Source organism: Streptococcus oralis, assembly GCF_026782285.1.
GTDB lineage: Bacteria > Bacillota > Bacilli > Lactobacillales > Streptococcaceae > Streptococcus > Streptococcus oralis_CG.
Genome location: NZ_JAKUWG010000010.1, coordinates 33516 through 49131, shown reverse-complemented (window position 1 = coordinate 49131; position 15616 = coordinate 33516). Strand labels below are relative to the sequence as shown.

Below are 15616 nucleotides of genomic sequence, written 5' to 3'. Positions count from 1 at the left end.
TTATCATATATGATAGCGTTTACATAAAACCAATTTTATTTTATTATCTAAGGAGTAAAATGTCAAGCAGCTTTATGAAAGAACTATAATAAATGGAGGAAATCATAAGATTTAGGAAAAAATTGTCAAAAAACTAAAAACAAGGAAAATCTAGCCAATATTTAACTTGTTTTTAGTAAAAGCACTACTAATTAAAGAATTACCCTTCGTCATATGTTCATACCAAGTGGTGCATGCTATAATGAACATAGAAAAAGCCTGAGCTAGGCTCAAGCTTTTTCTTAATGACCTCGATCACACGAGATGAATTTGATTTTGTAGTAGTCTGCTCGCTTATAAGTTTCACTATAGGCAAGGACTTGGCCAGTGGCCTCAAGTTTTGTAGTCTTTGTTTGGAAGACAGTTGGAAATTGTGTATCAATTCCCAACGTAGAAGCAGCATGCTCTGGTGTTGGGAATGCGATTTCGTTGATTTCCTCAAAATGCTCATCAGTCATGTGAATGCGGTAATCCAGCTTGAAACGTTTATAGATAGAACTATAATAGTCAAGATTTGGATAGTTGGCATTGATATATTGTTCTGGAATATAAGAAGTGTGGTAGATATAGGTCACACCGTTAGTTTGACGTGTCCGTTCGATCTTGTAGTAGAACTGGTCTCCACGCAAACCAAGTTTTTCCAAATATTCAAGCTTATTTCCACGTTCGATAGAAAGGACAGTTACCTTATCGTCTTTTGTTTCAAAAATTTCTACGTCTGAAAACTCAACGAGTTTGTGCTTACGAGCGCGTGAAACAAAAGTTCCTTTTCCTTGTTGGCGGACAATATAGCCATCTTTGGCAAGGTCGTTCAAGGCACGAACAACTGTGATAGAACTGACATCATACATGGCGATCAACTCTGCTTCAGTATAAAACTTATCTCCACTCGCAAATTGACCTGAGATGATTTTATTCTTGAGTTCGTCTTTAATATATTGGTATTTTGGAATAGCCATAATTGCACCTCAATTTTTTTCTTTCTCCTTCTTTGATTTTACCACAAACACAAAGAAAATAGTAGCATTTAGATGAAAAAATAACATAATACATTAAAAATATTATTTTGCACATATATAAAAGCGCCGTTAAAACAGAGGTCATGCAAAAGCCCTCATTTCATGCTATTTTTAGACAATTTTGGTAAAAAAGAAGTAAAAAAATAGAAAAATTTTAAAGAATTTTCTAAAACCTATTGACAAATGCAAAAGATTTGATTATAGTTAATATTATAATAAATGAAAGCGCAAACTTAATTCGTCAGAGGTAATAACATGACAAGATTTAAAATTGAGGACGATTTCTATTTAGACGAAAAACCGTTCAAGATTTTGTCCGGCGCCATTCATTATTTTAGGATTCCAGCAGAGGATTGGTATCATTCTCTCTATAACTTAAAGGCGCTTGGCTTTAATACAGTCGAGACCTATGTGGCTTGGAATTTACACGAACCTGTTGAAGGGGAGTTTGATTTTGAAGGTGCCAGAAATTTGGAGAGATTTCTTCAAATTGCACAAGATCTGGGTCTCTACGCTATTGTACGCCCATCTCCATTTATCTGTGCGGAATGGGAATTTGGTGGCTTGCCGGCTTGGCTCTTGACCAAGGACATGCGAATCCGCTCGTCCGATCCGGCCTACATTGAGGCTGTTGCTCGCTATTATGACCAATTATTGCCAAGGCTTGTGCCTCGCTTGTTGGATAATGGCGGAAACATTCTCATGATGCAAGTCGAAAATGAATATGGCTCTTATGGAGAAGATAAGTCTTATCTACGAGCCATTCGGAAATTGATGGAAGACCGAGGGATTGATTGCCCACTCTTTACTTCAGATGGTCCATGGAGGGCTACTCTGAAAGCCGGAACCTTGATCGAAGACGACCTCTTTGTGACAGGGAACTTCGGTTCTAAAGCTCCGTACAACTTTTCACAGATGCAGGAATTCTTTGATGAGTATGGTAAGAAATGGCCCCTCATGTGTATGGAATTCTGGGATGGTTGGTTCAACCGTTGGAAAGAACCCATCATCACACGGGATCCTAAAGAATTGGCAGAAGCTGTTCGAGAGGTATTGGAGCAAGGCTCTATCAACCTTTACATGTTCCATGGTGGTACAAACTTTGGTTTCATGAACGGTTGCTCGGCTCGAGGAACTCTGGATTTGCCACAAGTCACATCTTACGACTATGATGCCCTTCTCGATGAAGAAGGAAATCCAACTGCTAAATACCTAGCAGTCAAGAAGATGATGGCAACACACTTCCCAGAGTATCCACAGTTGGAACCACTCTATAAGGAAAGCATGGAGATAGGATCCATTCCATTGGTCGAAAAAGTTTCCTTGTTTGAAACTCTGGATAGTCTCTCTAGTCCTACTGACAGCCTCTATCCAAAAGCGATGGAAGAACTTGGTCAAAGTTACGGCTACCTTCTCTACCGCACTGAGGCAAGTTGGGATGCAGAAGAGGAACGTCTCCGTATCATTGATGGACGTGACCGAGCTCAACTCTTTGTAGATGGTCAATGGATTGCTACTCAATACCAGACAGAGATTGGTGAAGATATCTACTGTCAAGGCAACCGAGAAGGCTTTTCAGAGATTGACATCTTGATCGAAAATATGGGGCGTGTCAACTACGGACATAAGTTCTTAGCAGATACGCAACATAAAGGAATTCGCACAGGTGTCTGCAAGGATCTACATTTCTTACTGAATTGGAAACAATATCCACTACCACTGGATAATCCTGAGAAAATTGATTTTTCAAAAGGATGGACAGAAGGACAACCAGCCTTTTACGCTTTCGACTTTACCGTTGAAGAGCCGAAGGATACCTACTTAGACTTATCTGAGTTTGGTAAGGGAGTTGCCTTTGTCAACGGGCGCCACCTAGGGCGTTTCTGGAACGTCGGCCCGACCCTCTCACTTTATATCCCTCATAGCTATCTCAAGGAAGGCGCTAACCGCATCATCATATTTGAAACTGAGGGCGAATATAAAGAAGAGATTCATTTAACTCGTAAACCTACACTAAAACACATAAAGGGGGAAAACTTATGACAATTGTAGGATGCCGTATCGATGGACGTTTGATCCACGGTCAAGTAGCCAATCTTTGGGCAGGGAAACTAAATGTTTCACGCATTATGGTTGTAGACGACGAAGTTGTTAACAACGATATTGAAAAGAGTGGTTTGAAACTTGCGACACCACCAGGTGTAAAACTTAGTATCTTGCCAGTTGAGAAAGCAGCAGCAAATATCCTTGCTGGTAAATACGATAGCCAACGTCTCTTTATCGTTGCACGTAAACCAGACCGTTTCCTTGGTTTGGTCGAAGCAGGTGTTCCGCTTGAAACACTCAACGTCGGCAATATGTCTCAAACACCAGAAACTCGCTCTATCACACGTTCTATCAACGTGGTAGACAAGGATGTGGAAGATTTCCACAAACTAGCAGAAAAAGGTGTAAAACTCACTGCTCAAATGGTTCCAAATGATCCAGTTTCAGACTTTTTGAGCTTGTTAAAATAGGAAAAAATTTTTAGGAGGTCATTGTTATGATACAATGGTGGCAAATTTTACTTCTCACTTTGTACTCAGCTTATCAAATCTGTGATGAGTTGACAATCGTTTCATCTGCAGGTTCCCCTGTATTCGCTGGTTTCATTACCGGTTTGATCATGGGAGATGTGACAACTGGTTTGTTTATCGGTGGTAGCTTGCAGTTGTTCGTTCTTGGGGTTGGTACCTTCGGTGGTGCTTCTCGTATTGACGCAACTTCTGGTGCGGTTCTTGCAACAGCATTCTCTATCTCTCAAGGTATTGATACAGATCTTGCAATCACAACAATCGCTGTACCAGTAGCAGCACTTTTGACATACTTCGACGTTCTTGGACGTATGACAACTACTTTCTTTGCACACCGTATTGATGCTGCGATCGAACGCTTTGACTACAAAGGTATCGAACGCAACTACCTACTTGGTGCGCTTCCATGGGCTCTTTCTCGTGCCCTTCCAGTATTCTTCGCTCTTGCTTTTGGTGGTGCTTTCGTACAATCAGTAGTAGACCTTGTTAAAGAATACCAATGGGTTGCAGACGGTTTGACACTTGCAGGTCGTATGCTTCCAGGTCTTGGATTTGCAATCTTGCTTCGTTACCTTCCAGTTAAACGTAACCTTCACTACCTTGCAATGGGATTTGGTTTGACAGCTATGTTGACTGTCCTTTACTCATATGTAACAGGTCTTGGTGGAGCTGTTGCGGGTATCCTTGGTACTCTTCCTGCTGATGTTGCTGAAAAGATTGGCTTTGCTAACAACTTCAAAGGTTTGTCTATGATCGGTGTTTCTATCGTAGGTATCTTCCTTGCAGTTGTTCACTTTAAGAACAGCCAAAAAGTAGCTGTAGCAGCACCTTCTACACCATCAGAAAGTGGGGAAATCGAAGATGACGAATTCTAATTACAAACTTACAAAAGAAGATTTTAATCAAATCAACAAACGTAGCTTGTTTACTTTCCAATTAGGTTGGAACTACGAACGTATGCAAGCTTCTGGTTACCTTTACATGATCTTGCCTCAATTGCGTAAAATGTATGGGGATGGAACTCCTGAATTGAAAGAAATGATGAAAGTTCATACTCAATTCTTCAATACTTCACCATTCTTCCACACTATTATCGCTGGTTTTGACCTTGCCATGGAAGAAAAAGATGGTGTGGGTTCAAAAGATGCCGTTAACGGTATCAAGACAGGTTTGATGGGACCATTTGCTCCTCTTGGAGACACAATCTTTGGTTCACTTGTACCTGCTATCATGGGTTCTATCGCAGCAACTATGGCTATCGCTGGCCAACCATGGGGTATCTTCCTTTGGATCGCAGTTGCAGTTGCTTATGACATCTTCCGTTGGAAACAATTGGAATTTGCCTATAAAGAAGGGGTTAACCTTATCAACAACATGCAAAGTACTTTGACAGCTTTGATTGACGCTGCATCTGTACTTGGTGTCTTCATGATGGGTGCTCTTGTAGCAACAATGATCAACTTTGACATTTCTTACAAATTGCCAATCGGTGAAAAGATGATTGACTTCCAAGACATCTTGAACTCAATCTTCCCACGTTTGCTCCCAGCAATCTTTACTGCCTTTATCTTCTGGTTGCTTGGTAAGAAAGGTATGAACTCTACTAAAGCGATCGGTATCATTATCGTTCTTGCAGTAGGTCTTTCATTCATCGGTAAATTCTTGCTTGGAATGGGCGCATAATTTATGAGCAAATCATTAATTTTGGTGAGTCATGGTCGTTTCTGTGAAGAACTTAAAGGTAGCACGGAAATGATTATGGGTCCACAAGACAACATTCATGCAGTGGCTCTTCTTCCAGAAGATGGTCCAGAAGAATTTACTGCTAAATTTGAAGCTGCTATCGAAGGATTGGATGATTTCCTAGTCTTTGCGGACCTTCTCGGTGGTACACCATGTAACGTGGTAAGCCGTTTGATCATGGAAGGTCGCGACATTGAACTCTACGCAGGGATGAATCTTCCAATGGTGATTGAATTTATCAATGCAAGCCTTACAGGTGCAGATGCGGATTATAAGAGCCGTGCTGCAGAAAGCATTGTGAAAGTCAACGACCTGTTAGCTGGCTTCGATGATGACGAAGATGAATAAGATGTGACAACGTGAAAATCACAGGGAAAATAGGCGATAGGAGGATGGAGCGATGCTCCGACGATAATCGGTTTTTTTCCCCAAGATTTTAGTTGGAACTCAATTCAATAAGATGTGATAACGGCTAAATCGTTAGAACAGTTTGTATAGAATATACATGGGAATGGGAGTCAATCCCATTCCCATATTTTCAATAGGAATGAAACAACAATAGATTAGAGGAACTCTATGCTAAATTACACAAAAGAAGAATTGCTTGAACTGGGTGCAGAAATCACGACTCGTGAGATCTACCAACAGCCTGATGTATGGAAAGAAGCTTTTGAATCTTATCAAGCAAAACGTGAAGAAATTGCAGCCTTTCTACAAGGGATTGCGGATAAGCATGACTATATCAAGGTCATCTTGACGGGTGCGGGTACTTCCGCTTATGTGGGAGATACCTTGGTGCCTTACTTTAAGGAAGTCTATGACGAACGCAAATGGAATTTCAATGCCATTGCGACAACAGATATCGTTGCCAATCCAGAAACCTATCTGAAAAAAGATGTGGCAACTGTCCTTGTTTCCTTTGCTCGTAGTGGAAATTCACCTGAAAGTGTGGCGACAGTTGATTTGGCTAAAGCCTTGGTGGACGACCTCTATCAAGTGACCATTACATGTGCTGCAGAAGGAAAATTGGCTCTTCAAGCTCATGGCGATGACCGCAATCTCTTGCTCTTGCAACCAGCCGCTTCCAATGATGCTGGATTTGCCATGACTTCTAGCTTTACGTCTATGATGTTGACAGCTCTCTTGGTCTTTGATCCTACAGAATTTGCTGTGAAAGCTGAACGTTTTGAAGTGGTGGCGAGCCTTGCCCGCAAAGTTCTAGACAATGCAGAAGATGTCAAAGAGCTTGTTGATCTAGACTTTAACCGTGTTATCTACCTAGGCGCTGGTCCTTTCTTTGGACTTGCTCATGAAGCTCAGTTGAAGATTTTGGAATTGACTGCTGGGCAAGTTGCGACTATGTATGAAAGCCCAGTCGGTTTCCGTCACGGTCCAAAATCATTGATCAATGAAGATACCGTTGTTTTGGTCTTTGGTACAACGACAGACTACACTCGCAAGTACGACTTGGACTTGGTTCGTGAAGTGGCTGGTGACCAGATTGCTCGTCGTGTTGTGCTCTTAAGTGATCAAGCCTTTGGTCTTGAAAATGTCAAAGAAGTAGCCCTTGGTTGTGGCGATGTCTTGAACGATATTTACCGTGTCTTCCCTTACATCGTTTATGCCCAACTCTTTGCCCTTTTGACTTCGCTTAAAGTGGAAAACAAACCAGATACACCGTCTCCTACAGGTACGGTAAACCGTGTGGTACAAGGTGTGATCATTCATGACTATCAAAAATAAGGAAGTGTCTATGAGTAAATTACAATTAAGTCCCAATAAAGTAGCTTGCTTGCAAAAACTCTCTGACGAGAACGGCATTATCTCAGCTCTTGCCTTTGACCAACGTGGCGCTTTGAAACGCCTCATGGCTCAATACCAAACAGAAGAGCCAACAGTGGCTCAAATGGAAGAACTCAAAGTCTTGGTAGCAGATGAATTGACAAAATACGCATCCTCTATGCTCCTTGACCCTGAGTATGGTCTCCCAGCTACAAAAGCGCTTGATGCCAATGCTGGTCTTCTCCTTGCTTATGAAAAAACTGGTTACGATACAACAAGCACCAAACGCTTGCCTGACTGCTTGGATGTTTGGTCTGCCAAACGCATCAAAGAACAAGGTGCGGACGCTGTCAAATTCTTGCTTTACTATGACGTAGACAGCTCTGACGAACTCAACCAACAAAAACAAGCCTACATCGAACGCATTGGTTCTGAGTGTGTGGCGGAAGATATTCCATTCTTTCTTGAAATCCTCGCTTACGATGAAAAGATTGCTGACGCAGGTTCTGCAGAATACGCTAAAGTAAAACCACACAAGGTTATCGGTGCCATGAAAGTCTTCTCAGACCCACGTTTCAACATCGATGTCTTGAAAGTGGAAATTCCAGTCAATGTGAAATATGTTGAAGGATTTGGCGAAGGTGAAATCGTGCATACTCGCGAAGAAGCAGCAGCCTTCTTCAAAGCGCAAGATGAAGCGACAAATCTTCCTTACATCTACTTAAGTGCAGGTGTATCAGCGAAACTCTTCCAAGAAACCCTTGTCTTTGCTCACGAATCAGGCGCAAACTTCAACGGCGTTCTTTGTGGCCGTGCAACCTGGGCAGGATCAGTTGAAGCCTACATCAAAGACGGTGAGGCAGCAGCTCGTGAATGGCTTCGCACAACTGGATTTGAGAACATTGACGAACTCAACAAGGTTCTTCAAACAACAGCGACTTCATGGACTGAACGTGTGGAAGCATAAAATAAGAGTAGAAGAACCCCCTTTTGTTAAGAAGATACTTAAGGTTTTCTGACAAAGGATTCTGAAAATAAAAACTACAACCATAGATGGTGAATAGGCTCTCTATGGTTTGTTTACTTAGTCAAAGGAGAGAAGAATGAAAGCATACACAGAGCGTGTATTTGGAAATCATGAGGGCAAGGATGTCTTGGCCTATCGCTTTGAGACTGACAGTGGCTATCAACTAGAAATCATGACCTATGGTGCGACCATCTTGCGCTATGTCACACCTGACAAGGCTGGAAACTTTGCCAATGTGATCTTGGGCTTTGATGATTTTGATAGCTATGTAGGCAATAGTCCCAAGCATGGAGCAAGTGTAGGTCCTGTAGCAGGCCGTATTGCAGGTGCGACATTTGAGCTCAATGGCCAGACCTATGACCTTGAAGTCAACAATGCCAGCAACTGTAACCACAGTGGTTCAACAGGTTGGGATGCGAGCTTGTTTGAATTAACTGAGGTGAGCGACCATGGCTTGACCCTCTACACAGAGCGTACAGACGGGACAGGAGGATTTCCTGGTAATCTCAAGATCTGGATCAGCTATCACTTGGAAGAAACTGGCGCCTACGAAATTAGCTATAAGGTGACAACCGATCAGGATACGCTGGTCAATCCGACCAATCACAGCTACTTTAACTTGTCTGGTGATTTCACGCAGACAATTGATCGCCATGTCTTCCAGCTAAATACAGAGGGCATTTACCCAATCGCTCCAGACGGTGTTCCGGCAAAGACTCCAGATGCTACTCGTGATGTGGTTAAACACATCTACAATGGAGCCTTGTTGAAGGACATCTTTGCAGAGGAAGATGAGCAAATCCAGCTGGTATCTGGTTTGGATCATCCATTTGCCCTTCCTGCAGGCCATGATAATGCTGGTTTTCTTTATGATCAAAACTCAGGTCGCTTTCTGTTGTTCAAGACAGAGGCACCTTGTTTAGTGGTCTACACAGCAAACTTTGTGGATGATAGTGTCATCATAGGAGGCCAGCCAATGGTACAGCACAATGGGATTGCCCTTGAAGCGCAAGCTTTACCAGATGCCATTCACAGCGACCTCAAAGACCAAGTCATTCTCAAAGCAGGTCAAACCTTTACCAGCAAAACTCGTTACGAGCTGGTTGTAAAATAAAAAGAAGAGCTGGTTTCCAGCTCTTTTGAGTTCCGTGCTGTTGTATTGACATTAGAGGCAGTTTGGTTAGTACATGGCTTATTTTTCTTTTTTCTGTTTCTCGATTCCCTCTAACATTCTGTTTTTACGCTCCTCCAGTTCTTGGATTTGCTTGAGCAAAAGATCTGAAAAGTCACTATCGAGTTCTTCAGCCTCTCCACTACTATACCAATCTAAGGCGACAATGTGATTATTTTTATCAAAGCAGAAAATCACATCTCCATCACCGATGATAGACAGAAAAGGGATATAATTTACAAAGCCTAGTTCATGTAATTCTTTGGTCTTCAGTCGAATGTCTAGAAAATCAGGTATCTCATTTGCAATGCCGTAAACCTTAATACCACGGCAAAATGTCCAAAATGGGGCGACATCAAATGCTTTGGCTCTTGGCCACAGTTCCCCCCTGACTTCCATATAGAGTCCACCTAGGGGTGACATGGTAAATTCTCTAAAGTCGTCTGGAAGACTGATTTGATACAGTTTTTCAAAATCTTCTATATCCTGTTCGGAGGGTTCATTTCCCATGCAGGCTACAACTTGGTAGGTTTTAGAATCATAATGATGAAAATAATCATAGACTTTTTCTAGTGACATTGCTATTCCTCTCTATTCTAGGTAAATATATTCGACAACTAAATCACAAAGCTGATTATCCTTATCATAGCCAAAGTAGACGGGATAGACTCCGTCTCCAAAACCTGATTGGATCATCGGAATGCTTAGGTCAGTGTTAGGAATTTTAAAGTTAATCCAATCTCCACCCTCACGTTGATAAAGGGGACTGTCTATGGCATTTTGGGCAAAAACTGCTGCAAAGAAATCGTCGTAGATATTTTTGTCAGGATTTTCTTTATACCAACTCTCTTCAAAATCGCAGTAGGCATTCTTGGTGTCAACGTCCACTATCGTTGCCAGACCTGCGTCAACTGCAAATCCAAAATAAGAGTCTTTTTCAACAGTGTCTATATCTTCATCACCAGTCAGTGCTTCATAGTAGATGACTGGCACTTGATCTGTAAATTGGATTCTCGTTGCTACATACCTGTAATGGTCTTCTTCTATCTTGGCCACTAAAGTTTTTAGTCTATAGGTCCCTTTGGGTACAGACTGTAAGTAGGGCTTTTCCTCTCTACGGAGCCAGACCAAAGGATCTCGGACCAGAATTTCTCCGCTAGGAAAAGTTACTTCCCCCATATCCAAAACAAAAACTTCCGTGTCCTGTATTTCTTTCCTATCAAAACAGTCTACATAATTGATAGACGAAGTGAGCAGATGTTTTATTTCTTGGTATTTCTGTAACCATTCTTGTGAAGCTTTCATTTCTTCCATAAACAGTTCCTTTCTAAATCTTTTATTTTAGGTCGGTGCTTTCTGAGTTAGAGATTTGTGTACTCATGATCATTTTTCCTACAAATGCATTCATTCTATGCTTTTATTTCTCTAATGATCGAAAAAATTAGGTCTTTAAGACTTTCTGCCACATACACAACTTCATCAGGATCATGGATATAGCAAAGAATCTGCCCTTCTTTTCCTTCTTTATCAGGATCAAAATCCAGCATCAGGAAACAGCTGTCACAATACTCCATCCCTTTGAAAAATACTCATCTAGTGCGGGTATATTCCCCTTTATAATATCACCTACAATTTGTGGAACAGATTTAAAATTTCCTATATCTTTTAATTTGACCATTTTAAGTCTCCTACAGATTATGTACTCATCTGTTATAATTTATTTCCCCTAAAGGAAGCGGTTCAGGATTTAAGCCTACCCAGAGAACCGAAAGTTCACACAAACGTTCAGTTATAGTATCTTCATCACTGCCTTTTGCACGGATGCTGGAAATCAGTTCCTTAGTTTCTTCCAGTTCTTCTTCGGAAAGCGGTGTACCTGAAGCGAAATGATTTGGTAGGGCTTTAAGCATGTTCCGGTAGTGTTTATCCCAGTTGACACCGCCATTTCTATAGAGCTCATCCTGTACGCGCCCAGTTATACGGATCACTTCGCCTTGTACAGTTTTCGCTGGCCCGCTTGAAGGAATGAGTAAATCCCAAAGCTCGTTATACTGCTCCTTCCAAGAACCTTTTTTTAAAATAATAGGAGAAACTCCGTCATGTATCTTGCGTTTCGGAGCAGGCTTTACATCAAACAGTGCATAGAGTCTCTCAAGCCCTGCTTCTGTTTCAGTCAAGTAATCTTTATTAAAGTTTTCTCTGTGAAATTCAAAATCCTTTCCGATTAGTTCGACTCTTTCTGCCATATCAGGAGTTACCTCAGCGCCCGCCTTTATGAGCATTTCTGCAATTTCTGCTACCTGTGCAATATTAATCTGCCTACAAGTAGCAAGGGCTTCAGCTAAAGGAGTTCGTCCCATAACAGTTTTGGGATTAACATCTGCACCTTTTTCAATCAAAAAACTGACTATCTTAGGTCGGAAAAACCTTGCTGCCGTATGTAGAGGTGTACTCCCATATGTATCAGTTTTTTGTATATCTCCGCCTAATTCATATAGCAGTTTTACAGTATCTCTCCCCAAAGTGGCATGTGTATATAATGGTGTACGCCCATAATAATCAGGAGTATTTACATCTAAACCCTGTTCCACTAGCCAGATAACAAGCTCATCAGGAACACCTCCAAAATGAAGTGCCGTATTTAAGCTGTATCTGCCGTCATGAGCAGTAAGCTCACATTTATCATATACGGCTTTAAGAGCTTCAATATCTCCTGCTGTAATCAGTTCATCAAAATTTTTAGGTAAGGTCACTCTTTTTTTGGCCATTGTTCTTCTCCTTTAATATAAAACCAACATTTGCATTTTACATTTCTAAACCCACTTAAGCCCATTAACATCTTTTAAAATCATAGATCTTCCATCGTAGTCATTTTTTAACTCGATTTCTTTTTCCTTAACCGAAATGTTGTTGTACCAGTGGTCTAAGCTGGCATATTTTCCTGTATGGATATTGATAAGCATGCTTGTTATAGGATCCCAAGTGCCCTTTTCCACTGTTTCTGCAAGCAAATAATAGGCATCTAAAAATATGAGATTTCTTCCATACATCCAAAATGGAAGTTGAATATTTAACAAAGGTAATTTTGCAGAAAAAATATCATCTCCACGTGGTGGCACGGTTTCATAATGAAATTCTATCTCACTCCCATAATATGCTATCGTTGCCTCTTCGCAACCGATGCTTTGAGGAATACCCTCCTCAACTACTAAAAATTCCATTGGCGTCTCCTTATGTTGTAATTGAATGAACTCCGACCAGACTCTCCACGTTTACAACCAGACTGTAAAGGTAATCACCTGTTTTTTGTAGGTGACAAAGATTTTTCCTCTAAATAGGCTGACAAGGTGTTGAGCCATAGAGAGGCCAATGCCATACCCAGAAGTGGTTTGGTTATTGTGTGATGTTTCGGCGCGGTAGAAGCGATCAAAGAAGCGTTTAATATTGGCAGGCTGCCCATCCTTGTAGTCGTTAGACACAGTGATACAGGTGCGCTTGCGTAGGAGATAGGCTTTGCGTTTGAGAGTTAGACGGATGGTGCCTGCTGGATCACAGTATTTGCGGGCATTATCGAGTAAAATACTGAGTAATTCGTAAAATTCCTCCTGAGAAACTTTTTCTATGATATCTGCTTCAATCAGGCTTTCAAATTTTTTATCCTCTTTGGTAAAGAGAGGAGCAAAGTCTGAGGCGACCTTTTCAGCGATGACGGAGATGTTTTGAGGAGCTAGTTTGATATCCTCTTGCTCCTCGAGTCGAGCAAGTCGGATCAGTCTTCCAATCAAGTGGTTGAGACGCTCGGTCTGTTCCTTGGTACTGATGCTCCACTCGGTCTCTCCTTCCATGAGTTCTTGAAGCTCGGTATTGGCTGAGATGATAGCCAGCGGTGTTTTGAGTTCATGACCTGCATTGGTGATAAACATCCGTTGTTTCTCATAGTTTTTGACGAAGGGACGGATAACAATCCCAGAAATCAAGGTAAAGAGCAGAGCAAGGAGAAATAGGCTAGCCAGTGATAACCAAATAGAGACTTGAAAGAGGGTGTCTCGTTCGCGAATGTAGTTGGTAGCTTCAAAGAAGACTAGGAGCTTACCCGAAGCTGTCTGACTAATCTGGTAGGTGAAGTAGCGCCCGTTGCTAGTAATCGTGCCATAGGTTTCCGGTTTTTTAAGAATTCTCTGGAGAAAACCTCTGACGTCTGCTTCGGTCAGTGATTGGACATTCCCTAGAGAAATAGTGTAGTCATTCCCCTTTTCTCTGACAGAGAAATACTGAAAATTGTAGATAATCCCTTCCTGGATGTTCTTTTTGGTGAAACTTTCCTTGATTTCATCTGTAATTGGGAGTTCGCCTTCATTTTTAGACAAGATGGAGAGGACGGTTTGGATATTATCCTCTGTCTGAGTATAGACGATGCTATTCATCAAGACCAGAAAGAATGCAAGAATCAGAGCGATGGCAGCAGTGGCTGTGACAATAAACTTGATGCGTAGTTTTCGAAACATCTAGTCTCCTCCTATTAGTTGGAAAGGCCCTTCTGCAGATCCTAGAATTTGCAGATTGGACTGAACGCTTTGAAGCTTTTGGCGGAGATAGGAGATATAGAGGAAGACCAGTTCGTGGTCGCTCTCATCTAACTCATCTGGCCAGACTTGCTCTAGTAGTTGTTGACAACTGAGGGTCTGGTTAGCATGCTGGATGAGGAGGGTTAAGAGTTGAGTCTCCTTTTTCCCTAAACGAATGCTGTTTGTAGCAGCTAATTCTTGTTCGTCAATATCCAAGCGAGTATTTCCTAATTGGACCGTATCTGGGGTATAGTTTTCCAGGCGGCGGGCAGTAGAACGGAGTCTAGCCAAGAGTTCCTTTAGCGAGAAAGGTTTGGTCAAGTAGTCGTCAGCACCTGCATCGAGTCCGGTTACACGGTCATCTACTTCAGCCATGGCTGTCAGCATGATGACGTGGGTCGTATTGCCCAACTGGCGGATTTCTTTGAGGGCTTCGATTCCTGTCTTGATCGGCATCATGATGTCAAAAATCATGAGGTGATAGTGGTTAGTTGTAGCTTTTTCGACAGCATCTTGTCCATTAAAAACAGAATCAACGTTATAGCCTTCCCGTTCTAAAGCAACAGTGATGACGCGATTTAGTTGAGCTTCATCTTCGGCAAGTAGGATTTTCATAGGTTCTCCTTAGTCTTGGTCAGATCGCTGAATCAAATCACGGATGGTTTGCATGGTCAAGTCGCATGAAGCAAGCTCATCGGCACAACGTTTGAGCTCGCGCGTGATTCGTTCAGGATTTTGGATGTTTTTCTTGTACTTCATCTGGTGCTCAAGGCTGGCCCAGGAATCCATGGCAATCGTGCGTAGCTGGATTTCGATAAAGTAGATTCCTTGGTCATTTCCCAGACAGTCTGGGTAGGGAGTAGTCACTTCGAGGATCAGATGGTAGGAACGGTAGCCATTGGGCTTGACCTGACGGATATAGTCTTTCTCTTTAAAAATATGGATGGTGGGTATCTGGCGAATATAGTCAACGATGCGGTAGATATCATCTGTAAAGCCTGTGATGATCCGAACACCGATAGCATCTCGGATTTCTTTGAGAGCGGATTGACTCGTCTGAGGAAGGCCTTTACGTTGGCATTTTTCACGCATACTTTTTTCTGTTTTGATGCGTGCATGCAAATGCTCATATAGTTTGAGGGAGGTTTCTTTTTTGTAATTAGCTGCGGCTTCTTCCATATCTTGAATAAAGGTCTGCAAGATAGTGGGTAAGTAGACTTCGCAAGGGCCATAGATAGAGTTCATAGGCTGGTCCATTCTAAGAATGACTCGTATTGCTACGAGCATAGATTCTAATAGTATTTGTCATTCTATTATATCATGAAAGCGATAGCAGGGTGAGATTCTATTGATAAAGAGGGAACGAGAATTTTGACAAAGGAGTCCATTAGAGATATAATGAAGAAAAATCGACCAAGGATAAGAAGATGACAAACTCAAAGTATATTACACGCCTGAAACGTTCAGAGGGGCAGTTGCGTGGAATTCAAAAGATGATCGATGAAGATCGTGATTGTGCAGATATCATTACCCAGTTGACAGCGGTTCGTTCGAGTGTGGAGCGCGTGATTGAGATGATCATTACCGAGAATCTCACAGCCTGCATCAACCAACCCCTAGACGACCCTGAGGCTCAAAAAGAACGCTTAGAAAAGGCTGTTCAGTACCTAATCAAACGAAAATAGTAGTTCTCTATG

General features: G+C 41.8%; 18 protein-coding genes and 1 pseudogene. 9 read left to right on the top strand and 10 right to left on the bottom strand.

The features are described from left to right. Positions 1 to 281: 281 nt before the first annotated feature. Complete coding sequence (locus tag MK403_RS08735) at positions 282 to 998, bottom strand: GntR family transcriptional regulator (protein WP_001007187.1); 717 nt, start codon at positions 996 to 998, stop codon at positions 282 to 284. A 315-nt stretch (positions 999 to 1313) separates the two neighbouring features. Here MK403_RS08735 and MK403_RS08730 point away from each other — a divergent pair, with 315 nt between their 5' ends. The 8 genes from MK403_RS08730 (at position 1314) to MK403_RS08695 (ending at position 9297) form a co-directional block, all read left to right on the top strand. Continuing rightward, the gene (locus MK403_RS08730; RefSeq protein ID WP_268709620.1) at positions 1314 to 3101 is read left to right on the top strand and encodes a glycoside hydrolase family 35 protein; all 1788 of its coding nucleotides are present in this window, start codon (positions 1314 to 1316) and stop codon (positions 3099 to 3101) included. Further along, the gene (locus MK403_RS08725; RefSeq protein WP_000156968.1) at positions 3098 to 3574 is read left to right on the top strand and encodes a PTS sugar transporter subunit IIB; all 477 of its coding nucleotides are present in this window, start codon (positions 3098 to 3100) and stop codon (positions 3572 to 3574) included. Before MK403_RS08730 ends, MK403_RS08725 begins: the two co-directional genes overlap by 4 nt. Positions 3575 to 3600: 26 nt before the next feature. After that, positions 3601 to 4506: a PTS mannose/fructose/sorbose/N-acetylgalactosamine transporter subunit IIC gene (locus MK403_RS08720; RefSeq protein WP_045616654.1), complete on the top strand. Its 906-nt coding sequence runs from the start codon at positions 3601 to 3603 to the stop codon at positions 4504 to 4506. Next, positions 4493 to 5314: a PTS system mannose/fructose/sorbose family transporter subunit IID gene (locus MK403_RS08715; protein ID WP_000185284.1), complete on the top strand. Its 822-nt coding sequence runs from the start codon at positions 4493 to 4495 to the stop codon at positions 5312 to 5314. Before MK403_RS08720 ends, MK403_RS08715 begins: the two co-directional genes overlap by 14 nt. 3 nt (positions 5315 to 5317) lie before the next feature. Further along, positions 5318 to 5722, top strand: a complete 405-nt coding sequence (locus MK403_RS08710; protein ID WP_000045700.1) for a PTS sugar transporter subunit IIA — start codon at positions 5318 to 5320, stop codon at positions 5720 to 5722. A gap of 228 nt (positions 5723 to 5950) precedes the next feature. After that, positions 5951 to 7117, top strand: a complete 1167-nt coding sequence (locus MK403_RS08705) for an SIS domain-containing protein (RefSeq protein ID WP_268709619.1) — start codon at positions 5951 to 5953, stop codon at positions 7115 to 7117. Positions 7118 to 7127: 10 nt separating this feature from the next. Beyond that, positions 7128 to 8123, top strand: a complete 996-nt coding sequence (gene lacD / locus MK403_RS08700; RefSeq protein WP_268709618.1) for a tagatose-bisphosphate aldolase — start codon at positions 7128 to 7130, stop codon at positions 8121 to 8123. A 136-nt stretch (positions 8124 to 8259) separates the two neighbouring features. Continuing rightward, positions 8260 to 9297 carry an aldose epimerase family protein gene (locus MK403_RS08695; RefSeq protein ID WP_268709617.1) on the top strand — a complete coding sequence of 346 codons (1038 nt, stop codon included), beginning with the start codon at positions 8260 to 8262 and terminating at the stop codon, positions 9295 to 9297. A gap of 78 nt (positions 9298 to 9375) precedes the next feature. Here the strand turns inward: MK403_RS08695 and MK403_RS08690 are convergent, their stop codons facing one another. From MK403_RS08690 to MK403_RS08650, 9 genes and pseudogenes are all read right to left on the bottom strand, one after another. Next, positions 9376 to 9933 (bottom strand): SMI1/KNR4 family protein, encoded by a 558-nt coding sequence (locus MK403_RS08690; RefSeq protein ID WP_268709616.1) that lies wholly within the window; start codon positions 9931 to 9933, stop codon positions 9376 to 9378. 12 nt (positions 9934 to 9945) lie between these two features. After that, complete coding sequence (locus MK403_RS08685; protein ID WP_268709615.1) at positions 9946 to 10668, bottom strand: DUF4241 domain-containing protein; 723 nt, start codon at positions 10666 to 10668, stop codon at positions 9946 to 9948. A 95-nt stretch (positions 10669 to 10763) separates the two neighbouring features. Continuing rightward, positions 10764 to 10925 (bottom strand): annotated as a pseudogene (locus tag MK403_RS08680) (SMI1/KNR4 family protein); the annotation flags it as partial. After that, entirely contained in the window at positions 10901 to 11032 is a 132-nt protein-coding gene (locus MK403_RS08675) for a hypothetical protein (RefSeq protein ID WP_268709614.1), read from the bottom strand. The pseudogene MK403_RS08680 and the gene MK403_RS08675, both read right to left, overlap by 25 nt. A gap of 25 nt (positions 11033 to 11057) precedes the next feature. Further along, on the bottom strand, positions 11058 to 12122 hold the full coding sequence (locus tag MK403_RS08670; protein ID WP_268709613.1) for an ankyrin repeat domain-containing protein: 1065 nt from the start codon (positions 12120 to 12122) through the stop codon (positions 11058 to 11060). 45 nt (positions 12123 to 12167) lie between these two features. Continuing rightward, positions 12168 to 12575 carry a hypothetical protein gene (locus tag MK403_RS08665; protein WP_268709612.1) on the bottom strand — a complete coding sequence of 136 codons (408 nt, stop codon included), beginning with the start codon at positions 12573 to 12575 and terminating at the stop codon, positions 12168 to 12170. A 51-nt stretch (positions 12576 to 12626) separates the two neighbouring features. Then, a complete protein-coding gene (locus MK403_RS08660) occupies positions 12627 to 13859 on the bottom strand; it encodes a sensor histidine kinase (protein ID WP_268709611.1) in 1233 nt (410 codons plus the stop codon). Next, positions 13860 to 14534, bottom strand: coding sequence for a response regulator transcription factor (locus MK403_RS08655; protein WP_268709610.1), 675 nt, complete (start codon positions 14532 to 14534; stop codon positions 13860 to 13862). A 9-nt stretch (positions 14535 to 14543) separates the two neighbouring features. Then, a complete protein-coding gene (locus tag MK403_RS08650) occupies positions 14544 to 15164 on the bottom strand; it encodes a GTP pyrophosphokinase (protein WP_412080616.1) in 621 nt (206 codons plus the stop codon). Between the two features lie 182 nt (positions 15165 to 15346). Between MK403_RS08650 and MK403_RS08645 the strand changes: the two genes are divergently transcribed. Next, on the top strand, positions 15347 to 15604 hold the full coding sequence (locus tag MK403_RS08645) for a metal-sensitive transcriptional regulator (protein WP_000185156.1): 258 nt from the start codon (positions 15347 to 15349) through the stop codon (positions 15602 to 15604). Positions 15605 to 15616: the final 12 nt, after the last annotated feature.